The sequence below is a fragment of the Pseudomonas xanthosomatis genome, assembly GCF_019139835.1.
Classification (GTDB): Bacteria; Pseudomonadota; Gammaproteobacteria; order Pseudomonadales; family Pseudomonadaceae; genus Aquipseudomonas; species Aquipseudomonas fakonensis.
The window spans coordinates 5,036,680-5,059,057 of the sequence record NZ_CP077075.1 but is presented as its reverse complement, the minus strand read 5'-3'; the positions used below and the strand labels follow the sequence as shown (position 1 = coordinate 5,059,057).

Annotated in this window: 13 protein-coding genes and 1 pseudogene; 6 read left to right on the top strand and 8 right to left on the bottom strand. The window is 65.8% G+C overall.

Annotated features, from left to right (window positions below; translation table 11 throughout):
• Positions 1-190: 190 nt before the first annotated feature.
• Together KSS93_RS27025 and KSS93_RS22285 are read left to right on the top strand one after the other, a co-directional pair.
• Positions 191-1,165 (top strand): annotated as a pseudogene (locus KSS93_RS27025) (methyl-accepting chemotaxis protein); the annotation flags it as partial.
• 107 nt (positions 1,166-1,272) lie between these two features.
• Positions 1,273-1,872, top strand: a complete 600-nt coding sequence (locus KSS93_RS22285) for a tRNA-uridine aminocarboxypropyltransferase (protein ID WP_217886006.1) — start codon at positions 1,273-1,275, stop codon at positions 1,870-1,872.
• Positions 1,873-1,999: 127 nt separating this feature from the next.
• Here the strand turns inward: KSS93_RS22285 and KSS93_RS22280 are convergent, their stop codons facing one another.
• The 3 genes from KSS93_RS22280 to KSS93_RS22270 form a co-directional block, all read right to left on the bottom strand.
• Positions 2,000-3,355, bottom strand: a complete 1,356-nt coding sequence (locus tag KSS93_RS22280; RefSeq protein ID WP_217886005.1) for an HlyD family type I secretion periplasmic adaptor subunit — start codon at positions 3,353-3,355, stop codon at positions 2,000-2,002.
• Positions 3,356-3,536: 181 nt separating this feature from the next.
• Entirely contained in the window at positions 3,537-5,672 is a 2,136-nt protein-coding gene (locus tag KSS93_RS22275) for a type I secretion system permease/ATPase (RefSeq protein WP_217888785.1), read from the bottom strand.
• 79 nt (positions 5,673-5,751) lie between these two features.
• Entirely contained in the window at positions 5,752-7,125 is a 1,374-nt protein-coding gene (locus tag KSS93_RS22270; protein ID WP_217886004.1) for a TolC family outer membrane protein, read from the bottom strand.
• Between the two features lie 488 nt (positions 7,126-7,613).
• Between KSS93_RS22270 and KSS93_RS22265 the strand changes: the two genes are divergently transcribed.
• The gene (locus KSS93_RS22265; protein WP_217886003.1) at positions 7,614-13,967 is read left to right on the top strand and encodes a retention module-containing protein; all 6,354 of its coding nucleotides are present in this window, start codon (positions 7,614-7,616) and stop codon (positions 13,965-13,967) included.
• Positions 13,968-14,073: 106 nt separating this feature from the next.
• Here KSS93_RS22265 and KSS93_RS22260 read toward each other — a convergent pair whose 3' ends face one another.
• The gene (locus KSS93_RS22260) at positions 14,074-14,433 is read right to left on the bottom strand and encodes a YbaN family protein (protein ID WP_217886002.1); all 360 of its coding nucleotides are present in this window, start codon (positions 14,431-14,433) and stop codon (positions 14,074-14,076) included.
• Positions 14,434-14,441: 8 nt separating this feature from the next.
• Positions 14,442-15,029 (bottom strand): YecA/YgfB family protein, encoded by a 588-nt coding sequence (locus KSS93_RS22255; RefSeq protein WP_217839750.1) that lies wholly within the window; start codon positions 15,027-15,029, stop codon positions 14,442-14,444.
• 244 nt (positions 15,030-15,273) lie between these two features.
• On the opposite strand from KSS93_RS22255, the gene recQ reads away from it, so the two are divergent.
• Together recQ and KSS93_RS22245 are read left to right on the top strand one after the other, a co-directional pair.
• A complete protein-coding gene (gene recQ / locus KSS93_RS22250) occupies positions 15,274-17,421 on the top strand; it encodes a DNA helicase RecQ (protein ID WP_217886001.1) in 2,148 nt (715 codons plus the stop codon).
• Between the two features lie 119 nt (positions 17,422-17,540).
• Positions 17,541-17,978, top strand: coding sequence for a MarR family transcriptional regulator (locus tag KSS93_RS22245; RefSeq protein WP_217839748.1), 438 nt, complete (start codon positions 17,541-17,543; stop codon positions 17,976-17,978).
• Between the two features lie 87 nt (positions 17,979-18,065).
• Here KSS93_RS22245 and KSS93_RS22240 read toward each other — a convergent pair whose 3' ends face one another.
• Complete coding sequence (locus KSS93_RS22240) at positions 18,066-20,252, bottom strand: patatin-like phospholipase family protein (RefSeq protein WP_217886000.1); 2,187 nt, start codon at positions 20,250-20,252, stop codon at positions 18,066-18,068.
• A 66-nt stretch (positions 20,253-20,318) separates the two neighbouring features.
• On the opposite strand from KSS93_RS22240, the gene KSS93_RS22235 reads away from it, so the two are divergent.
• Positions 20,319-20,600 carry an Rdx family protein gene (locus KSS93_RS22235; RefSeq protein ID WP_217839746.1) on the top strand — a complete coding sequence of 94 codons (282 nt, stop codon included), beginning with the start codon at positions 20,319-20,321 and terminating at the stop codon, positions 20,598-20,600.
• Here the strand turns inward: KSS93_RS22235 and KSS93_RS22230 are convergent, their stop codons facing one another.
• Positions 20,601-21,488: a DMT family transporter gene (locus KSS93_RS22230; protein ID WP_217885999.1), complete on the bottom strand. Its 888-nt coding sequence runs from the start codon at positions 21,486-21,488 to the stop codon at positions 20,601-20,603.
• A 91-nt stretch (positions 21,489-21,579) separates the two neighbouring features.
• Positions 21,580-22,350 carry a helix-turn-helix transcriptional regulator gene (locus KSS93_RS22225; protein WP_217885998.1) on the bottom strand — a complete coding sequence of 257 codons (771 nt, stop codon included), beginning with the start codon at positions 22,348-22,350 and terminating at the stop codon, positions 21,580-21,582.
• Positions 22,351-22,378 lie beyond the last annotated feature (28 nt).

The following is a 22,378-nucleotide window of genomic DNA, read 5'->3' as shown; positions in this document are numbered from 1 at the left end:
CGGTGGGCGTTCGCCGGTGGCCCTGGCGGCGCGGCTGGCCAATGGCGTGGGCAGTGGCTGGCCGCTGCTCGGCGCCGGGCTGCTGTCGGCGGCCGCCTACCTGTGGCTGGTACCCTACGCGGCGCTGGGTGTGCTGATGGCCAGCCTGCTTGCGGCCTGGTACCTGATCGAGAACCAGCAGAACCGCGCCATCCGCCGCACCCTGGACGAACACCCCAAGGCCTTCACCAGCCCGCTGGTGGCCCTGACCTACAGCGACAACCCCGGCCTGCGCGGCCAGCTGGACCTGGCCATCCTCAGCGAAGAGGCCCGCCTGCAGACTGCACTGACGCGCCTGGTGGACGCAGGCGTCGGGGTCAAGTCGCGGGCCGCGCAGTCCGCCGACCTGTCCGATGCCCAGGCACAGATGCTCGACCGCCAGCGCAGCGAAACCGACCAGTCGGCCACCGCCATCGCGCAGATGGCCGCGACCATCCAGCAGGTCACCCACAACGTGCAGAGCACCGCCCACGCCGCCAGTGATGCCGACCAGTTGGCCCAGCAGGGCAGCGACCTGGCGCAGCAGAGCCTGCGCGCCATGGGCAGCATGAGCGAGGCGGTAAGTGACATCGGCCAAGCGGTCAACGCCCTGGCCGAGCAGACCCAGTCGATCGGTAGCGTGGTGGATGTGATCACCTCGATTGCCGAGCAGACCAACCTGCTGGCGCTCAACGCCGCCATCGAGGCGGCCCGGGCCGGTGAGCAGGGCCGGGGCTTTGCGGTGGTCGCCGACGAGGTGCGCTCGCTGGCCCAGCGCACCCGTTCCTCCACCGAGGAGATTCATCACATCATCGCCACCCTGCGTTCAGGCGCCGACCGTGCGGTAGCCAGCGCCAGCCGCGGCCAGCAGATCTCCCAGGACAGTGTGCACAGTGTCGAGGCGGTGCAGGCGGCGTTGGCGGGTATCGCCCAGGCGGTCAGCCGCATCACCGGTATGAGCCAGCAGATGGCCACGGCCTCGGAGCAGCAAAGCCACGTGGCCGAAGATATCAACCAGCAGATTGTGCGCATTGCCCACCTGTGCGATGAAAGCGCCGGCCAAGCGCGGCAGGGCGCCGAGATCAGCCAGGACCTGGAACGCATGGCCGAGTATCTGCACAGCCTGGCGGAGCGGTTCAACCGCTGAGTACGTGCCAATGGCGGGGGCCGCGCTGCGGCCCATCGCGACCCGGGCCCAGGGTTCCCGCCTGGGCACCACCCTGTGGCAAACTGCGCTCCCCGAAGGAGCCCGCCATGCCCAGACCCCGCTGCGAACGCTGCCAGCGCCCACTCGCCCATTGCCTCTGCCCGCTGATTCCAAGCCTGGCCAGCCGCACCCGCGTGGTCTTGTTGCAGCACCCCAGCGAAACCTCCCACGCCCTGAACACCGCACGCCTGGCCGCCCTTGGGCTGCGCAACGCCGAACTGCGGGTGGGCGAGGTGTTCGATGACCTGCAGGCGCTGCTGGCCACCCCAGGTTACCGGCCAGCGCTGCTGTTCCCTGGGGATGAGGCCGAGGTACTGCAGCCCTATGCTCAGAGCGATGACCTGCCGCTAATGCTGATCGTCCCCGACGGCACCTGGCGCAAGGCTCGCAAGATGCTCTACCTCAATCCGCTGTTGGACGCCTTGCCACGGGTGACTCTGGGGCAGGTGACGCCATCACGCTACCGGCTGCGCAAGGCACCGGAGCCCGGGGCGCTGTCGACCATCGAGGCGGTAGTGCAGGGGTTGAACGTGCTTGAGGCGCCGGGCAGTTTCGATGAGCTGCTGCGGCCGTTCGAGGCGTTGATCGAGGGGCAGATCGGGGCGATGGGCGTAGAGACCTTCACACGAAATCATGGCGAAGGTTGAAGCCAGGCTTTTGCTGTGCCGGCCTCTTCGCGGGTAAACCCGCTCCCACAGGCACTGCACGGCGCTCCAAGGGTACCGATACCCCTGTGGGAGCGGGTTCACCCGCGAAGAGGCCGGCACAGGCAACCTAACGCTCCCTCAACGCCTCGGTGCGCGCCTTGAACACCGGCTTCAACAGGTAATCCAGCACGCTCTTGTGCCCGGTGATGATATCCACCGTGGCGACCATGCCGGGGATGATCAAGAGCGGCTTGTTGTCCCCGCCCAGGTGGTTCTTGTCGGTGCGCACCTGGATCAGGTAGAACGCGTTGCCCTTGTCGTCGGTGACGGTGTCGGCACCGATCAGCTCGAGCTTGGCCTTGAGGCCGCCGTAGATGCTGTAGTCATAGGCGCTGAACTTGACCATCGCCGTCTGCCCCGGGTGCAGGAAGGCCACGTCTTGCGGGCGCACGCGCGCTTCGATCAGCAGGTTGTCTTCTATCGGCACGATCTCCACCAGGTCGCTGCCCGGCTGCACCACGCCGCCGATGGTGTTGACCTTGAGCAACTTGACGATGCCGCGCACCGGTGACACCACGGTGGTGCGGTTGACCCGGTCGTCGATGGCGATGCTGGTGGCGGTGATCTTCGAAAGCTCCGTGCGCTTGTCGTTGAGGTCCTTGGCAGCCTCGGAGCGGAAGGTGGCATCGGACTCCTGCACCTTGCTGCGGATTTCGGCAATCGCCGCCTCGGCCCGGGGGATGGCCAGGTTGGTGGCGTTGAGCTGGCCGCGGGCCTCGACGGTGCGCTGCTTGAGGCGCAGGATTTCCACCGGCGAAATCGCCCCCTTGCTCACCAGCGGGGCGGACATGTCCAGCTCCTGCTGCAGCAGGCCGACCGCCGAGCGGTACTGGTCGGCCTTGGAGCGGAACTCGGCCAGCTCCTGGGTTTTCTGGCGCAATTGCTCGTTGAGGGTCTGCTTCTCGCTGGCCAGGCGGCGCTGGCGTGAGTCGTACAACGCCAGTTCGTCCTCGGCCACCTGCGGCGCCTTGGCGCGTACTTCGTCGGAGACCACGAACGGTTTGCCCTCGGCCTCGGCCGACAGGCGCTCGACCTGGGCGGTGAGGGCATAGCGGTCGGCCTCGCTTTCGCCCTTGTTGGACTTGAACCGGGTGTCGTCCAGGCGCAGCAGGGTGGCGCCTTTGTCGACCATCTGGCCCTCGCGCACCAGAATCTCGGTGACGATACCGCCCTCGAGGTTCTGCACCACCTGCACCTTGCTCGAGGGAATGGCCTTGCCCTCGCCGACAGTGACCTCATCGAGTACCGCAAAATTGGCCCAGACCACCGCCACCAGCAGCAGGGTGGCGGCCAGCCACACGGTCAGGCGCGACAGGCTTGGCGAGTCCTGCAGGGTGGCGCCGGCAAGCTCGGGCATGTAGTCGCGCTCGGCGCGTGAGTCGGGGCCTTGGAGGTAGCTGCGGATGCTGTGGGTGATGGACATGGGCTACCTCGTTGGAGGGCGGGTTGTTGGTGCAACTGTCTTGTGCTGCCTGTGCCGGCCTCATCACCGACAAGCCGGCTCCTGCAGGTACAGCGCAGGCCTGAAGGTAACGTGATACCTGTAGGAGCGGCTTTAGCCGCGAACACCGGCGAAGCCGGAGCCATGTCATGACCAATGCCTGTTAAAACGCCGATCCGATGCGCCCCTTGCGCAGTGCATCGATCACCGCATCCTTCGGCCCGTCGGCGACGATCTTGCCGTTATCCAGCACCAGCAACCGGTTCACCAGGCTCAGCATCGAAGTGCGGTGGGTGACCAGCAGCAGGGTCTTGCCCGGCACCCAGGCCAGCAGGCGCTGGCGCAGTTGGTCTTCGCTGCTGTTGTCCATGTGGCTGGTGGGCTCGTCGAGCACCAGCAGCGGCGGCTCCAGCAGCAGCGCGCGGGCCAGCAGCACGGCCTGGCGCTGGCCACCGGACAGCAACTGGCCGCGTTCGCCCACCGGGCGGTCGAAGCCCTGCGGGTGCTGGCGGGCCAGCTCGCTGACGCCGGTCAGCTCGGCCACTTCGAGCATGCGTGCGTCGCTGACATGACGGGCGCCGAGGGTGAGGTTGTCGCGCAGGCTGCCGGCCAGCAGCGGCAGGTCGTGGGCCACGTAGCCCAGCTGGCTGCGCAGGTCGGCGATGTCCAACTGGCGCAGGTCGAGGTTGTCCAGCAGCACCTGGCCTTCGTCGGGGTGATGAAAGCCCATGATCAGCCGCGCCAAGGTGCTCTTGCCCGAGCCGCTGCGGCCGATGATGCCGATGCGCTCGCCGGGCGTGAGGCTGAAGTGAACATCGTTGAGCGCCGGGGCGGTTTGCCCGGGGTAGCGAAAGCTCGCGTGGCTGATGCTCAGGCCGCCCTGCAGCGCGGTGTGCTCCAGGGCTTGCTGCTCGGCCTGGCGTTCCTGGGGCAGGCTCATCAGCGCGTCGGTGCTGCGCATGGTCAGCTGCGCCTGCTGGTAGCGGGTGATCAGCCCGGCGATCTGCCCCAGCGGGGCCAGCACCCGGCTGCCGAGCATGTAGCTGGCCACCAGCGCGCCAACGCTGAGGTTGCCGGCGATGATGCTGTACACCCCGGCAACGATGGTGGCCATGCCACAGAACTGCTGGATGAACAGCGTGCCGTTGCTGGCCAGCGACGACAGGTTGCGGGCGTGGGCGTCAAGCCGGGCGATGGCGCCGTTGGTGTGCTCCCACTGGTATTGGCGCTCGCTCTCGGCGCCGCAGGCTTTAAGCGTTTCCAGCCCGCCGAGGGTCTCGATCAGCAGGGCCTGGCGCACCGCGCCCAGGCTCAGGCTTTTTTGCACGGTGTCGCGCAGGCGCACCTGGATGAACAGCGCCAGGCCCACCGCCACCGGGAAGGCGATCAGCGGGATCAGCACCAGCCAGCCGCCGAGCAGGCCGATCACCAACAGCATGAGGGCGACGAAGGGCAGGTCGATGATGCTGGTGAGGGTGACCGCCGTGAGGAATTCACGCAGGCCCTGGAAGTCGTGGATGCTCTGGGCGAAGCCGCCGATGCTGGCCGGGCGGGCCTTCATGCTCATGCCGGTAATGCGCTCGAACAGGGTGGCGGAGAGGATCAGGTCGGTCTTCTTGCCGGCTTGGTCCAACAGGTGCGCGCGCACCATGCGCAACACCAGCTCGAAAGCGGTGCCGATGAACAAACCGGCCACCAGCACCCACAGGGTCGACAGCGCCTGGTTGGGCACCACGCGGTCGTAAGTTTGCATGACGAACAGCGGCACCATCAGGCCCAGCAGGTTGATCAAAAGGCTCGCCAGCAGGGCATCGCCGTACAGCCAGCGGGAGTGGCGCAGGGTATCGCGAAACCAGGCGTTGACCCGTGGCAGCAGTGGGGCGCGTGCATCTTCCAGGGCGTGGCGGGGGCGGGCGAACAGCGCCTGGCCGCTGTAGGCCTCGGCCAGGGCCTGGGTTTCGACCCACTGCTCGCCGCCTTCGGCCTCGCACGGCAGCAGCAGCGCCCGGCCGTCATCGCCCCAGCGCCGCAGCACGGCGCTGCGGCCGTCGTTCAAGATCAGCAGCACCGGCAGGTTGAGCGCAGAAATAGCCGACAGCTCGCGGCGCAGCACCCGTGCCTGCAAACCGGCCCGGGCGGCGGCCCGGGGCAGCAGGGCCAGGCCCAGGCCTTGCCCGGCCAGCGGCAGGCCGCTGCACAGGCTGGCGCGGCTGGCGGTGCAGCCATGCAGCTTGCATAAAATCAGCAGGCCATCGAGCAGTGGATCATCAACATCCTGGCGCGGTTGCGCACTTTGCATACTGGTCACGATGGCCTACTCCTGCCGCAGTGGACGGGGGAACGGGCGCTGGCTGAAAGGTCCGTGTTTCGTCCAGTGCTTAACGCATGTCGGGCAAGCGGGCCTCATTTCTCACTTCGGTCTTGGCGATCGCCTCCGGCGGCAGCGAAATGCGCTGCTTGCTCAGCAGCTCGCCCATGTTGGCCAGCAGGCGGTACATGGAGAACTCCTCGGTGTAGCGCACCTCGGTGTAGCGGCGGTTGGCGTTGTACAGCTCGTTCTCGCTGTCGAGCACATCCAGCAGGGTACGCTGGCCCAGGCCGAACTGGTCCTGGTAGGCGGCGCGCACGCGCTGGGTGGTTTCGGCATATTCGCGGGCGCTGGGGGTTTGCTTGCGCGCGTTGTTCATGGCGTTCCAGGCCAGGTTCAGGTTCTCGTTGAGCTGGCGCAGGGCGTTGTTGCGGATGTCCATGGCCTGGTTGATCTTGTGCGCATCGGACTGCAGGCGGGCCTTGTCGCTGCCGCCGCGGAACAGGTTGTAGCTAAGCTCGACGCCGGCCTGCCAGTCGTTGTTGGCGTGGCCCTTCTGGCCGGCGGTGTTGTTGTCGGCGCCGGTGGCCAGCACTGCGTCCAGGCGTGGATAGAACGGCGACTTGGCCACTTCGTATTGCTGCTCGGCAGACTGCACGTCGGCCTGGGCCGACTTCAGGTAGGGGTTGTTCTCCAGCATGCCCTGGCGGGCGGCCTGCAGGTCGGCGGGCACTTCGGGCTTGATGGAGGTGGGCGCTTCCAGCTCGTCGGGCACGCGCCCGATCACGCTGATGAAGTTGGCCTCGGCATCGGCCAGGTCCACCTCGGCGGTGTCCAGGTTGTTCTCGGCCAGGGCGCGGCGGGCGCTGGACTGGTCAAGGTCGGCGGTGCTGCCCACGCCGCGTTCGCTGCGCAGGCCGATCTGGTCGTTGACCCGCAGGTGCGCCTGCAGGTTGTTGCGCGCCAGGGTCACCAGCTCGCGGCGCTTTAGTACCTCGAGGTACACCTCGACGGCGCGCAGGGCCACGGTTTCGGCGGTGGCCTGGGTGTAGTAGGCGCGTGAGGCGGCGACCGCCTCGGTGCGGCCGACTTCGTTGGAGGTGTTGAAGCCGTCGAACAGCATCTGCCGCAGGCGCAGTTCGGACTGGGTGTAGTTGAGGGTTTCTTTATTGTGGTTGCGTGTGCCGTCGGGGTTGAAGCCGCGGGTGTTGGTGTTGTCCGAGCGCTGGCGGCCATAGCCTGCCACCAGGTCGACGGTGGGGTAGTAGCCCCCGCGGGCGAACTTCACATCCTCGTCGGCCGACAGCCTGCTGTTGCGGCTGGCGCTGATTTCGGGGTGTTGGTCTACCGCGTTTTGAACGGCCTCGTTAATCGACATCGCCTGGCTGTTGGCGCAGGTCATGGCCAACAGAATTGCACTGGTGATGGGGGTTAAAGCGCGCATGGGGTACTTCTCCCTGGTCTCTCAAAAATGTCCTGCGATCGCCAAAAAAATGACGAAATATAGGTATCAAACCGTTTCAGGCTTGTAACAACAGAGCTAAGAACATTTATGGGGCGAGCTAAGAAGAATTTTTCATAAGCTATATGCGAAAAAAAACTTATGAGGTCTAAGGAATACACGACATTGTTGCATTCAGGTGGCTCGGTGTACCGGCTGAAAGATGCGGGTTTCGGGCTTCGGCGAAAGTTCCAGTTTTTTTGCAGCTAAGGACACAGGGGAGGAAAGCGACAGCGGTATTTGGCGACAATAAATTGTCACTTATTGATGGCCACTACCTATTACCGCTATCGCGGCAGTCGTCACAGGGAGCGTGAAATTCACGAACGTGACGGCGACGGTCCGACAATCACAACACCCGGGCCGTCGTGTGTTTTTACCCGCCATGCCTTGATCTGCAAAAAGCCCATCGGCAGGGGAGGCGTGCACTCATGGCCAAATTAGTTGGCGTGGTCAGCAAGTTGGTCGGGCAGGTATTTGCGGTCAGTGATGACGGCCACCGCCGCCTGCTGGTCGAGGGCGACCGGTTGTATGCCGGCGAACAGCTGGAAACCGGCAACAGCGGCGCGGTGGCGGTACACCTGCAGAACGGGGCCGAACTGACCCTGGGCCGCGACAGCAGCCTTGAGATGTCCCCCGAGCTTTTGGCCAACCGAGCCCCCCATGTGCAAACGCCCGACCCGGTGCCGAGCGAGGCGCAACTGAGCGATGTGGAGCAGTTGCAACGGGCCATCGCTGCGGGCAGCGACCCGACCCAGGACGCCGAGGCGACCGCTGCCGGCGGCAACCCCGGTGGTGTCGGGGCATTGGGTGGCGGGCACAGCTTCGTGCTGCTGACCGAGGTGGCCGGGCGTGTCGACCCCACCGTCGGCTTCCCCACGGCCGGCTTCAACATTATCCCGGAGCTGGCCAATGACCGCCTCGGTGCACTGGACGGTGACCGCGACGGCGTCGCCAACCCACCGCCGGATCGCCCGGTGCAACTCGAAGGCCTGAGCGTGGAGCCCGGCGAGCTGACCCTGAACGAGGCCAACCTGCCCGATGGCTCGGCCAGCGCGCCGGGGCAGCTGACGCAGAGCGGCAGTTTCACCGTGGTGGCCCCCGACGGAGTGTTCAATCTAAGCGTTGGCGGCATCAATGTGGTGACCGCCGGGGCGGTGACCGGAGTCGGGCAGTCCATCACCACTGCCCTGGGCAATACCCTGACCATCACCGGCTACAACCCGGCCACTGGCGTGGTCAGCTACAGCTATACCCTCAACGGTGCCGAACACCACCCGGATGGGGCCGGCAACAATGTGCTGGGCGAGCATTTCCCGGTGCTGGTCAGCGACACCGATGGCGATGTGGCCAGTGGCTCGCTGGATGTGCGCATCATCGACGACGTGCCCAAGGCGGTGGATGACCACAACGTCACGCCGGCAACCGAGCTGCATACCGAACTGACCGGCAATGTGCTGGACAACGACACCCAGGGCGCCGACCGTGTGCCCGGCGGTATGGTCCAGGGCGGCACCTTCACCGGCACCTACGGCACCCTGGTGCTGAATGCCGACGGCTCCTACACCTACACCCTCAACACCAACGACCCGGACTTCAAGAACCTGTTCGGCGGCGGCAGCGGCGTCGAGCACTTCACCTACACGCTCAAAGACGCCGACGGCGACACCAGCAGCGCCACCCTGACCCTCGACGTGAAGAACCTCGACGACCCGGTAAAACTGGGCGGCCTGGACGTTGCTGATGGCGAGGTGACGGTCTACGAGAAATTCCTCGGCGATGGCAGCACGCCGAATGCCGCCCAGCTAACTCAGGGCGGCACCTTCACCGTGGACGCCCCGGACGGTTTGAAAACCCTGACCGTAGCCGGGCTCAACCTGGTAGTGGACGGCACGCCGGCAGGCTTCCCGCAGTCGGTCACCACGCCATTGGGCAACACCCTGACCATCACCGGCTATAACCCCCATACCGGGGTGGTCAGCTACACCTACCAACTGCTGGACAACGAAACCCACGCCAACGCTGACGGCACCAACAGCCTGACCGAGCACTTCACCGTCACTGCCACCGACATGGACGGCAGCACCGCCAGCGGCACGCTGGATGTGAAAATCGTCGACGACGTGCCCCAGGCCCGGTGCGATTTCGCCGAGGTCACGGAAGGTGGGAGCGTTAGCGGCAATGTGCTGGACAACGACACCACCGGCGCCGATGTGCGTGCCGATGGCCAATACGTGGTCGGCGTGCGCGCGGGCAGCGACACCTCGTCCTCAGCCATTGGCCATGTGGGCGAACAGATTATGGGGCAGTACGGCTACCTGACCCTGGACGCCAACGGCGTTGGTACCTACCACGCCAACCCCAACCAGGACCTGCCGCAATGGGCCACCGACACCTTCGTCTACACCATTCGCGATGCCGACGGTGACGAGAGCACCACCACCATCAATATCAAGGTGCAGGACTGCAAGCTGGTGGCGGGCGAGGACGATGTGACGGTCTACGAAAAAGCCCTTGACCTGTGCAAGACTGGCGCCGACCTGGCCCCTGGTAACGTGGTGGGCAGCGACCCGCACTCGCCCGGCGAAACGGCGACAGGCTCGCTGGCTGACGCGGTGCAGGGCGGAGTGGGGGCGCTGACCTTCACCTTGGTGGGCAATGCCACGGGGCAGTACGGGCAGATTCTGCTGAATGCCGATGGCTCGTACACCTACACCCTGACCTCGGCGCCGAGCTCGCCAACCCCTGGCAACGACGGCCCGAACATCGTCACCGAGAGCTTCACCTACCAGGTGAAGGATTCGCTGGGCAACACCACCACCAGCACCATCGTCATCAATATCGTCGACGACGTACCCAAGGCCCATTGCGATTACGCCGATGTCACCGAAGGCGGCACGGTCAGCGGTAACGTGCTAGCCAACGATGTGCTGGGCGCCGATGTGCGTGCCGACGGCCAGTACGTGGTGGGTGTGCGCGCCGGCAGCGATACCTCCACCTCGGCCATCGGCCATGTGGGCGATGCGATCAACGGCCAGTATGGCTACCTGACCCTCGACTCCCAAGGCAACGCCAGCTACCACGCCTACGCCAACCAGGACCTGCCGCAGTGGGCCAGCGATACCTTCGTCTACACCATCCGCGATGCCGATGGTGACGAAAGTACCGCAACCATTACCGTCAATGTGCAGGACAGCAAGCTGATGGCGGGTGTGGACGATGTGACGGTGTACGAAAACGCCCTGGACCTGTGCAAGACCGGCGCCGACCTGGCCCCGGGCAATGTGGTGGGCAGTGACCCGCATTCGCCCGGCGAAACCGCGACCGGTTCGCTGGCCGACGCGGTGCACGGCGGTGTTGGTGCACTGAGCTTCACCCTGGTGGGCAATGCCACGGGCCAGTACGGGCAGATTCTGCTGAATGCCGATGGCTCGTACACCTACACCCTGACCTCGGCGCCGAATTCGCCGAACCACGTCAACGACGGCCCGAATATCGTCACCGAGAGCTTCACCTACCAGGTGAAGGACTCACTGGGCAATACCACCACCAGCACCATCGTCATCAATATCGTCGACGACGTGCCCAAGGCCCATTGCGACTATGCCGACGTGAACCAGGGCGGCGCGGTCAGCGGCAATGTGCTGGCCAACGATGTGGTGGGCGCCGATGTGCGCGCCGACGGCCAGTACGTGGTGGGCGTGCGCGCCGGCCATGACACCTCGAGCTCGGCTGTGGGCCATGTCGGTGAGCAGGTGATGGGGCTGTACGGCTACCTGACCCTGGATGCCCAGGGCAACGCCACTTACCACGCCAAACCCGACAGCGTGCTGCCGCCGTGGGCCGCCGACAGCTTCACCTACACCATACGCGACGCGGACGGTGACGAGAGCACCACCACCATTCGCATCAGCGTGCAGGACAGCAAGCTGATGGCCAGCGACAACCACGACGTCACGGTGTACGAAAAAGCCCTGGACCTGCACCAGGACGGCAATGACCTGGCTGCCGGCAACACCACCGGCAGCGACCCGACCTCCACCGGCGAGACCGCCAGCGGCAACCTGGCCGGCTCGGTCAGTGGCGGTATCGGTGGCCTCACCTACAGCCTGGTGGGCAGCGCCAGCGGCGCTTACGGGCAGATCCAGGTCAAGGCCGACGGCAGCTACACCTACACCCTGACCTCGGCACCGAAAACCCCGGGCGGGGCCGACGACGGTGCCAATACCCTGAACGACCACTTCACCTACAAGGCCACCGACGCGCTGGGCAACAGCGTCACCGGCAGCATCGCCATCAATATCGTCGACGATGTACCGCAGGTGCAGAACGCGGTGCGCAGCATCACCCCGGGCCAGGTCGACAGCAACCTGCTGCTGGTGATCGATGTGTCGGGCAGCATGGACTCGCCCTCGGGCGTGTCCGGCCTGAGCCGCCTGGACCTGGCCAAGCAGGCGATCAACGCACTGCTCGACAAGTACGACGCCATGGGCGACATCAAGGTGCAGGTGGTCACTTTCTCCAGCGGCGCCACCGACAAGACCCCGGTATGGGTGTCGATCGGCGAGGCCAAGAGCCTGATCGCCGGGCTCAGCGCCGGCGGCACCACCCACTACGATGCAGCGGCCAGCACCGCGCAGCAGGCCTTCGACACCAGCGGCAAGATCGCCGGTGCGCAGAACATCGGCTACTTCTTCTCCGATGGCGAGCCCACCGCCGGTCACGGCATGACCAGCAGCCTGGAACACAACTGGGAGAACTTCCTCGACCAGAACGGCATCAAGAGCTACGCCATCGGCCTGGGCAACGGGGTAAACACCGGCAACCTCGACCCGCTGGCCTATGATGGCAGCAGCCATGTCGATACCGGTTCGGTGGTGGTCACCGACCTTGGCCAGCTCAACGCGGTGCTGTCCGGCACCGTGCAGGGCTCGCCGATCACCGGCAGCCTGATGAGTGGCGGCACCTTCGGCGCCGATGGTGGCTTCATCAAGGCGCTGCTGGTGGACGGCACCACCTACAGCTTCGACCCCAATGCCCATGGCGGGCAGGGCGGCTACAGCGTCACTGGCGGCGCCGACAAGGCGACCTTCGACACCGTCAGCAACAGCCTGGCGATCAAGACCGGGCTGGGCGGCACCTTGCTGGTGGACATGGACAACGGCGAGTTCACCTACACGCCGCCCAAAGGCGGTAGCAGCAACCAGGCCGAGCAGTTCGGCTTCACCGCCAGCGACAACGATGGTGATACCCGCAGCGCCACGTTGACGGTGAACATCAATGCCAACACCGCGCCTGTGGCCGGCGCCGACCACATCATCACCAACATCACCGGCGCCAGCATCAGCCTGCCGGCTGCCGCCTTGCTGGCCAACGACAGTGATGCCGACCACGATCGCCTGAGCGCCGCGCCGATAACCTTCAACACGGGCTTTGCCGACAAGGGCGAGGGCTTCACCCCTGGCACCCAGGCCCGCACCATCACCTTCGATGCGCCCGGCAACCAGGCCGAAAACCAGTACCGTGACCTGGCCCGCAGCGAGTTCACCAGCCTGTCGGGCGGCATGACTGCAGCCTTGATGGTGGCCGGTTACCTGGGCGCGATCAGCAACAGCAACGCCAACGATGAGGACACCTTCACCGTCACCCTGCGCAAGGGCGAAACCTTGACCCTCGACCACAACCAGCCAGCCGGCAACCTGATGATGGAATGGAAGGACGCCGGCGGTAGCTACCAGGGCATCGCCGATGGCGGCAGCTTTACCGCCAGCCACGACGGGGTGTACAGCATTCATGTGGTCAACAGCGAGAACGCCATCGGCAACAGCAAGGCGGCGGAGAACTACAAGCTGAGCCTGGTGGTGGACTACAGCCAGGCCAGCAATCCGGTGGTCCACGATACCTACACCGTCAGTGACAACCATGGCGGTACGGCCACTGGCAACGTCGATATCAGCTACCAGGCCGGGCATACCCTCAACGGCACGGCCGGCGATGATGTACTGCTGGCGGGCACGGGCGAGAACACCCTCAACGGCGGTGACGGCAATGACGTGCTGGTGGCCGGCAATGGCACCAGCAGCCTGTATGGCGGGGCGGGGGACGACCTGCTACTGGCCGGCTCCGGCAACGACTTGTTCGACGGCGCTAGCGGCATCGACACGGTCAGTTTTGCCAAGGCCGGCGCCGGGGTAGTGGTCGACCTCGGCATCGTCGGGCAGCAGAACACCGTGGGGGCCGGGCAGGATACCTTCGTCAGCATCGAGAACCTGATCGGCTCGGACTACAACGACACGCTGATCGGCAATGCCGGTGACAACCTGCTCAATGGTGGGGCCGGCAACGATGTGCTCAAGGGCGGTGCCGGCAATGACACGCTCATTGGCGGCCCGGGTGATGACATCATGACCGGCGGGCCGGGCAACGACACCTTCGTGTGGCAGAAGGGCGACACCGGGCACGATACCGTGACCGACTTCACCCCCGGCAGCGACCACCTCGACCTGTCGCAGTTGCTGCAGGGCGAGAATGCCACCAGCGCATCACTGGATGACTACCTGCACTTCAAGGTCAGCGGCAGCGGGGCCGGCGTGGTGTCGACCATCGAGGTCAGCAGCATCGCCGGCGCGGCACCCACCCAGACCATCGAGCTGGCCGGGGTGGACCTGGCCCAGCATTACGGGGTGACGGCCGGGGCCGGCGGGGTGATCGCAGCGGGGCATGATACCGCGACCATCATCAACGGCATGCTCAATGATCACTCGCTGAAGGTGGATACGGTGTAAGGCAGGCCTGGCCCCATCGCCGGCAAGCCGGCTCCTACAGGTGTTGCGTGATATTGGCGCGAACCCTGTAGGAGCCGGCTTGCCGGCGATAGGGCCGGACCTGCTCTCAGCGCTGCAGGGTCTTCTGCTTGAGAATCCACGCACTCACCAGCACCGCGCTGGTGAGCATGAACGCGCGCGCCCAGAACAAGGGCACCAGGTAACACGAAAGGCCAATGCTCGCCCACATCAAACCAATGGCGTACACCTTGCCCTTGAGCGGTATGCCCTCACCACTGAGGTAGTCGCGGATCCACGGCCCGAGTTTCGGGTGGTTGACCAGCCAGGCATGAAAACGCGGGGAGCTGCGGGCAAAGCACGCCGCAGCCAGCAGCAGGAACGGGGTGGTCGGCAATACCGGCAGGAAGATCCCCACCACCCCCAGCGCGACGCTGAGCCAGCCTGCGGCCAGCAGCAGGTAGCGCACCACGTTGATCAGTGGTGGCGTGGCTTGAGCAGGGCAGGTTTTTCGTCCGGGGCGTGCAGCAGCAGGAACAGTGCGCTCAACGCCTCGGGAATTTGCACGATCATGTCGTCCTGCAGGTTGGCGTTGCTGGCGATGTCGGCGAATTCAGGCTGCTCGTCGAACAGGCCCGAGCCGACCATGATCGGCAGCAGCATTTCGCTGACTTCTTCCTCGGCGTTCTCGAACCAGGCCTCTTCACGCAGGAACACGCCTTCCATGAAGCCGATGCACCAGCCGCGCAGGTCGGAGTCGTCCGGCTCGTCGGTCAGGTCCAGCTCGCAAGGCAGGTCGAATTCTTCGTCGCTGGCCAACTGGCGGGCGATGTGGCCCTTCAGTGCCACCAGCGTGGCTTCGATTTCGGTGCGCTGGGCGTCGCTGGCGTAGTGGGGTTCTTCGGCGAACAGCGCGTCGATCCATTCGCGGTCCGGCACGTCCTCGGAGCAGATCGACAGCGCGGTCAGGTAGCCGTGTGCGGCGACGTAGTCCAGCGCTTCTTCGTGCAGCTCGTCGGCGTCGAGGAAGGCTTGCAGGCGGGTCAGTTGCTCGGCGAAGGACATTACAGGGCTACCTTGGGGAATAAACGATAACGAATTCTAGCACCTTGCAGCGCGCACGGGGCAAAGGGAACGTCTGTCACCGGGGCATGCCGGGGGGCAGGGCAGTCGGGTATACTGCGCGGCTTTCATGCTGGCGGGCGTTTTTCGGCCGCCTGGCAAAAACCGCTTACGCATTTAGCGTGTGCGCGGCGGATTTATCGTCCAGCCTGTGTGACGGGGTGGTACGGCGATTTTGGAGTGGCAAATGCTCGAACAGGCTCAGCGCGTTCTCAAGGATGTCTTCGGTTACGACAGTTTCCGGGGGCGCCAGGCCGCGATCATCGAATGCGTGGCCAATGGCGGCGATGCTCTGGTGCTGATGCCCACCGGCGGCGGCAAGTCGCTGTGCTTCCAGGTGCCGGGGCTGCTGCGCCCGGGCCTGACGGTGGTGGTCTCGCCGCTGATCGCGCTGATGGATGACCAGGTCGCCACCCTCGACGAGCTGGGGGTGGCTGCCGCTGCGCTCAACTCCACCCTGAGCGCCGAGCAGCAACGCGACCTGGCCGGGCGCCTGCGCCGGGGCGAGGTGAAAATGCTCTACCTGGCCCCCGAGCGCCTGGTGCAGCCGCGCATGCTCGATTTTTTGCGTGGCCTGGACGTGTCGCTGTTCGCCATCGACGAAGCGCACTGCGTATCGCAATGGGGTCACGACTTCCGTCCCGAATACCTGCAACTGGGCCAGTTGGCCGAGCTGTTCCCCCATGTGCCGCGCATCGCCCTGACCGCCACCGCCGACATGCGGACCCGTGAGGAAATCGTCCAGCGCCTGCACCTGCAGGGCGCGGAGCGTTTTCTGTCGAGCTTCGACCGGCCAAACATCTTCTACCGCATCGTGCCCAAGGAGTCGCCGCGCAAGCAGCTGATGGCGTTCCTTGGCGAGCGCCGCGGCAACGCCGGCATCGTCTACTGCCTGTCACGCAAGAAGGTCGACGAAACCGCCGCGTTCCTCTGCGACCAGGGCTTCCCGGCGCTGCCGTACCACGCCGGCCTTGCCGCCGAGACCCGCGCCTCCAACCAGCACCGCTTCCTCAACGAGGAAGGGCTGATCATGGTCGCTACCATTGCCTTCGGCATGGGCATCGACAAACCCAACGTACGCTTCGTCGCCCACCTCGACCTGCCCAAGTCGCTCGAGGCCTACTACCAGGAAACCGGCCGTGCCGGCCGTGACGGCCTGCCGTCGGACGCCTGGATGGCCTACGGCCTGCAGGACATGGTGATGCTCAAGCAGATGCTGCAGAACTCCGAAGGCGACGAGCGCCACAAGCGCATCGAGCAGCACAAGCTCGATGCCATGCTGGCGTTGTGCGAAGAGACCCGCTGCCGCCGCCAGTCGCTGCTGGCCTACTTCGACGAGGTGCTGGAACAACCCTGCGGGCACTGCGACAACTGCGTCGACCAGGTACAGACCTGGGACGCCACCGAGCCTGCCCGCCAGGCCCTGTCGGCGGTGTTCCGCACCGGCCAGCGCTATGGTGTGGGCCATCTGGTCGATGTGCTGCTGGGCAAGGACACTGACAAGATCCGCAACTTCGGCCACGAGAAGCTTTCGGTGTTCGGCGTCGGCAAGTCGCTGGCCGAGGCCGAGTGGCGCTCGCTGTTCCGCCAGCTGGTGGCCCGCGGCCTGGTGGACATCGACCTGGAAGGCTACGGCGGCCTGCGCCTGTCCGACAGCTGCCGGCCGCTGCTGCGCGGCGAGGTAAACCTGCAACTGCGCCGCGACCTCAAGCCACAAACCAGCGCCAAGTCCTCCAGCAGCAGTGGCGGCAGCCCGGCCAGCCAGCTGGTGCGCGGCGAGGAACGCGAGCTGTGGGAGGCCCTGCGTACCCTGCGGCGCAAGCTGGCCGAAGAGCACAGTGTGCCGCCTTACGTCATCTTCCCCGACTCGACCCTGCTGGAAATGCTGCGCAGCATGCCCACCAGCCTCAGCGACATGGCCCAGGTCAGTGGCGTCGGGGCACGCAAGCTGGAGCGTTATGGCCAGGCCTTCCTCGAAGTGCTCAACGGCGCCGGCGGCACCGAGGAGGCACCGAAGGTGGTGCTCGACTTGCGCCACGAGCTGGTCAGCCTGGCCCGCGCCGGCATGACCCCGGTGCAGATCGCCGGCCAGCTCAACTGTACCGAGAAGAACGTCTACAGCCTGCTGGCCGAGGCCATCGGCCGCCAGGAGCTGAGCCTGGAGCAGGCCCTGGACCTGCCTGAAGAGCTGATGATGGAGGTGCAGGACGCCTTCCTCGACGGCGAGGGCGAGCTGCCGGCGGTGTCGGCCATTGCCCCGCTGTTCGGCGCGCGGGTACCTGAAGGGGTGCTGCACTGCATACGTGCCGCGCTGGCGGCGGAGTTCGAGCTCTGATCGACGCCATTTGCGTCATTGTCTGACCTTTGTCATATCAATTGACGACTTTCGGCCTTGCCTGATCAGTTGCGGCATGGTTAGCTGACTAATAATTAGTTCTATTCATCGAGTTGCTTATGCCCCTGACCGACAACCAACACCGCTTCGGCATGCAGCTGGCCCAGATGTCCCGGGGTTGGCGTGCCGAACTGGACCGCCGCCTGGCCGGGCTCAACCTTTCGCAGGCGCGTTGGCTGGTGCTGTTGCACCTGGCGCGCTTCGACGAGGCGCCCACGCAACGCGAGCTGGCCCAGAGCGTTGGCGTCGAGGGCCCGACCTTGGCCCGGCTGCTGGACAGCCTGGAAACCCAGGGCCTGGTGCGCCGCCAGGCGGTGATGGAAGACCGCCGGGCCAAGAAGATCCTGCTGTGCCCGCCAGCCAAGCCGCTGATCGATCAGATCGAAACCATCGCCAATGCCTTGCGCCTGGAGCTGTTCACCGGTGTCGACGAGGCCGACCTCGAGGTGTGCATGCGCGTGCATGCGAAGATTCTCGGCAACCTCGAGAAGTCCTGAATGCCCCTCTAGGAGATCACCCAGCCCTTCGGGCTGCGCTGTCGCTGGCGCTATCGCCGGCAAGCCGGCTACAGGGGGCGTAGCTATCTAGAAGGTATGCCCCAGATTCAGGTATACCGCCTGCTCATCGGCATCGTTCACCCCATAACTCAGGTTCAGCGGCCCCAGCGGCGTTTCCAGCCCGAGGAACACGCTGGCGGCATTGATGTAGCCGCTGTCGAACTGGTTGTCGTTGTTCCACGCCCGCCCGCGTTCCAGCGACCCGCCCAGGTACAGCGGGAAGTCCAGCGGCAGGTAGGCCCGTGGCGTCAGCCGGCGGTAGTAGACCATGCGCAGCAGGCTCATGTTCTGCCCCGAGATCGAGTCCTGACGAAAGCCCGACAGCTGACGCGCACCGCCAAAGACGAAGCTCGACGTGACCACCTCGGCGTCATCCAGGGTGCGCCCGTAGCGCCCGCCCAGCACCAGGGTGTTGGGCCCGCTGCTGAAGGCCTTGTCGAGATTCAGCAGCCACTGCCGGTAGTTCTGGTCCGAATCCAGCGATTTATCGTATTTGCGCAGGGTCAGGCCGATCTCTTCGCCGCTGTGGGGGAAGTACACATTGTCGAAGGTATCGAACGAGTATTTGAGCTCATAGAAACCCTCGTTGAAGCTGACCTTGGGCAGGTCTTGATCGCCAATGCGCACATCGGCCTGGCCCCAGGCCTTGCCGGCACCCAGGCGTACCTCGCCATAGGTGCCGATCTGCCGGCCCAGGTTCAGGCCGAAGCCGTAGCGTTCCAGGCGGTATTCGGCTACAGGGTCGTTGTCCAGGGTGGCTTCGACGTTCTGCGAGCCGAGGTCTATGTAGGGCGCGACGAAGTAGCGTGAGCCGATATCCAGTGGCTGGTAGAACTCGCTGTACAGCTCCTGCTGGTCGCCGATTTGGGCGCGGGTCAGCCATTCAGCGCCCAGGCGGTTGATGCCGTTGACCCGGTAACTGGCGCCCAGGTTGAAGGCGCTGTCGCCGCGCATGTCGTCGGACAGGTTCAGGCCCAGGCGCAGGTAGTCGGTGCCGCCGCGCCGCCCGCGGGCGTTGATCACCAGAGTGTTGTCCTCGCCCTTGTGCACCACGCGGTACTGCACCTGGTCGAAGTAATCCAGGCCGTACAGGGTGCCCATGTCGGTTTGCAGGCGGTCGAGCTGCAACGGCTCGCCCACCGGCTGGCGGATGTAGTAGCGGATCACGTCGTCGCTGACCTTGGAGTCGTTTTCCACCTTGATCGCGGTGATTACCGGGGTGCGCTGGCGCGGCGAGCGAGCCACGGCCAGTTCGGCGTCACTGCCTGGCTGGCGCAGCGCTGCCAGGCGCGAGTCGAGTGCGAGGGTGGCGCGGTAGCCGGCATCGATCATGTCCTGGGCGCGGCCGAAGTCGGTGACGCCGAAGCTGGCCAGTGGCGGCTGCACCAGGATGTCGTCGCGGTGCAGGCTGGCCAGTTGCTCCTCGGAGTTGCGCCGGGTCATCAGGGTGATCGACTGGTTCAGTACATCGACCACCGTGGCCAACTGCTTGCGGTTGCGCAGCGGGGTGCCGATATCGACCACGATGGCGATATCCACGCCCATGTCGCGCACCACATCCAGCGGGATGTTGTCGGTCATGCCGCCATCGACCAGCAGGCGCCCGTCCAGCTCCACCGGGGCGAACACCGCCGGGATCGACATGCTGGCGCGCACCACCTGGGGCAGGTGGCCGCGGCGAAATACCACCTTCTCGCCGTTGGCGATATCGGTGGCCACGGCGCGGAAGGGGATCGGCAGCTTGTCGAAGTCGCGAATGTCGGCGGTGTGTGCCAGCTTGCTCTCCAGCAGCAACGACAGGTTCTGGCCCTGGATTACCCCCAGCGGCAGGCCCAGGCTGCCATCGTCGCGAAAGCTGAGCTTCTGCTTGACCAGGAAGTCGCGGTCATCCTGCTTGCGCCGGAACGGCACATCCTTGCGTGGCGGGGCGTCGGACAGCGCCTGCTGCCAGTCGAGGGTGGTGGCCAGTTTTTCCAGCTCCTCGACACTGTAGCCAGAGGCGTACAGCCCGCCGATCACCGCGCCCATGCTGGTGCCGGCTATGGCGTCGATGCGCACCCCCTGTTGCTCAAGGGCTTTAAGCACGCCGATATGGGCCAGGCCCCGGGCGGCGCCGCCGGACAGCACCAGGCCGACCTTGGGGCGGTCGGCTTCGGCGGCGTGCAGGGTGAGCGAGGTGAGCGTCAGCAACAAGCAGAGCAGCAAACGGCGCATCGTGAGTCTCAAACCAGAGGGTAAAGACCGCTAGTATAAGCGGCCCCCCAACCGGAGATGCCCAACATGGCCGACAGCAAGCCGCATATTGTCATCACTTATTGCACTCAGTGTCAGTGGTTGCTGCGCGCGGCCTGGCTGGCCCAGGAGCTGCTCAGCACCTTCGCCGACGACCTCGGCCAGGTGGCCCTGGCCCCGGGCACCGGCGGGGTGTTCCAGATCACCTGCGACGGTGTGCAGATCTGGGAGCGCAAGGCCGATGGTGGCTTTCCCGAGGCCAAGGTGCTCAAGCAGCGGGTGCGCGACCGGATCGACCCACAGCGCGACCTGGGCCACAACGATCGCTGATCAGGCGCTCTCGGTAACCGCCTGGCGCGCAGGCTGCTCGGCGGCCAGGCGGCTGGACAGCACGATGGCGAAGATGATCAGCGCGCCGCCGGCGAGCATGCTCAAGGTCGGTGTTTCGGCGAATATCACCCAGGCCACGGCGATGCCGTAGACCGGCTCCATGCCGAACACCACCGCTGCCGTACGGGCCTTGATCACCGCCAGGGCGGCGACGAACAGGCTGTGGGCAATGCCTGTGCAGAAGATGCCGAGCAGGGCGATCCACAGCCAGTCCAGCGGCGCCACGGCTGCAAGGCCCGGGGCTGCGAACGGCAGCAGGCACAGGCTGACCACCAAGTTTTGCCACAGAGCCGCCTGCACCGCCGGCAGGCGCCCGGAGCCGGCGCGGTTGGTCAACGACAGCAGCGAGAACAGCAGCCCTGAAAACAATGCCCAGAGCAGCCCCCCGGTGGCTTCGCTGGCCAGGTCGAACTCGGGGGTGACCAGTACCAGGCCGATGCTCACCAGCAGCACCAGCAGCGCTTCGTTGCGGCGGATGCGTTCGCGGAACAATACGCCTTCGAGGATGACGGTGAAGGCCGGGAAGCTGGCAAAGCCTAAGGTGGCGATGGCCACGCCGCCGACCTTGACCGCAATGAAGAAGCTCACCCAGTGCCCGGCCAGCAGCACTCCGCCCAGCAGCAGGCGGCGCAGGTCGCGGCCTTGCAAGGGTTGCCAGGCCTGGCGGGCGAGGCCGGCGAACAGGCCCAGCGCAAGCACGGCGAAGGCGGCGCGGCCGAATACGATGATTGCCGGGCTGGCGCTGGCGGCCAGTTTGCCGAATACGCCGGTGAGGCCGAAGAACAGCGCGCCGATATGCAGGGCGCCGAGGGCGGTGCGGTGGTTCATGGTGGTCCTATGCATGTGAGGTATGTCGCGCGGGCTTCATCGCGGGGCAGGCACAGTGTAAAACCACCAGCCAAGCGATTCTGTCGTCAGCCTATTGCCCTTTATCGCCAGCCTCGCGCCGCAACGCCAGCGGCGTGCAACCGAACGCACGCATCACCGCCGCGCTGAACGCGCTTTGCGAACCATACCCGACCTGCGCCGCCACCTCGCCGACCGGCAGACGGGTCTCGACCAACAACCGCCGAGCCTTGAGCAGCCGTTGCTGGCGGATGTAGTCCATCGGCGTCATCCCGGCTTCGCTGGCGAACCGCGCATGCAGGCGCGCCGTGGACAGCCCGGCCAGGCGCGCCAGGTCGGCCACCTGCAGGGGGTAGGCGGCGTGCTGGTCAATGTGCGCATCGAACGCTGCATAGGGCAGGCGGGTGCTGGGGGCGATGGGAGCAGCCTGGGGGTTGAGGCTGGCCAGCAACAGCACCGCGCCCTGGCGGGTGATCAGCGGGTCGTCCATGGGGCTTGTGGCCAGCCAGTCGACCAGTTGCTGCTGGCGACTGTCCAGGCCGATGGCGCCTGGGCGGTCGAGCAGGCGGCGGCTGGCGTCGGCGTGGGTGCCCAGTTGCTCGCTGAGCCAGTGTTCGCCGGGAACGTCCAGTACCAGGCAGTGGCTGCCGTTGGTGCTGCCGCAGGTGTGGTGGGCGCCGGCCGGCACCACGATCAGGCCCTGGCGGTCGAGCCGCGCGCCCAGCCCCTCGACCTCGAAGTCCAGGCGACCGCGCAGGGCGAACACCAACTGCGGGTGGTCGTGGCTGTGGGCGATCAGCTCGTCGCGGTATTGGCGCAGGGAGAGTATTTGGGCGGTGGTCATGGGGGATCCCTCTTTGCAAGCGGAGTGT

What these genes read in the sequence shown, in the direction of transcription:
- KSS93_RS22225 (WP_217885998.1), bottom strand. Translation starts at nt 22,350, where the DNA reads ATGACCACCGCCCAAATACTCTCCCTGCGCCAATACCGCGACGAGCTG.
- KSS93_RS22245 (WP_217839748.1), top strand. Translation starts at nt 17,541, where the DNA reads ATGCCCCTGACCGACAACCAACACCGCTTCGGCATGCAGCTGGCCCAG.
- KSS93_RS22230 (WP_217885999.1), bottom strand. Translation starts at nt 21,488, where the DNA reads ATGAACCACCGCACCGCCCTCGGCGCCCTGCATATCGGCGCGCTGTTC.
- recQ (WP_217886001.1), top strand. Translation starts at nt 15,274, where the DNA reads ATGCTCGAACAGGCTCAGCGCGTTCTCAAGGATGTCTTCGGTTACGAC.
- KSS93_RS22280 (WP_217886005.1), bottom strand. Translation starts at nt 3,355, where the DNA reads ATGTCCATCACCCACAGCATCCGCAGCTACCTCCAAGGCCCCGACTCA.
- KSS93_RS22270 (WP_217886004.1), bottom strand. Translation starts at nt 7,125, where the DNA reads ATGCGCGCTTTAACCCCCATCACCAGTGCAATTCTGTTGGCCATGACC.
- KSS93_RS22235 (WP_217839746.1), top strand. Translation starts at nt 20,319, where the DNA reads ATGGCCGACAGCAAGCCGCATATTGTCATCACTTATTGCACTCAGTGT.
- KSS93_RS22265 (WP_217886003.1), top strand. Translation starts at nt 7,614, where the DNA reads ATGGCCAAATTAGTTGGCGTGGTCAGCAAGTTGGTCGGGCAGGTATTT.
- KSS93_RS22285 (WP_217886006.1), top strand. Translation starts at nt 1,273, where the DNA reads ATGCCCAGACCCCGCTGCGAACGCTGCCAGCGCCCACTCGCCCATTGC.
- KSS93_RS22255 (WP_217839750.1), bottom strand. Translation starts at nt 15,029, where the DNA reads ATGTCCTTCGCCGAGCAACTGACCCGCCTGCAAGCCTTCCTCGACGCC.
- KSS93_RS22240 (WP_217886000.1), bottom strand. Translation starts at nt 20,252, where the DNA reads ATGCGCCGTTTGCTGCTCTGCTTGTTGCTGACGCTCACCTCGCTCACC.
- KSS93_RS22275 (WP_217888785.1), bottom strand. Translation starts at nt 5,672, where the DNA reads ATGCAAAGTGCGCAACCGCGCCAGGATGTTGATGATCCACTGCTCGAT.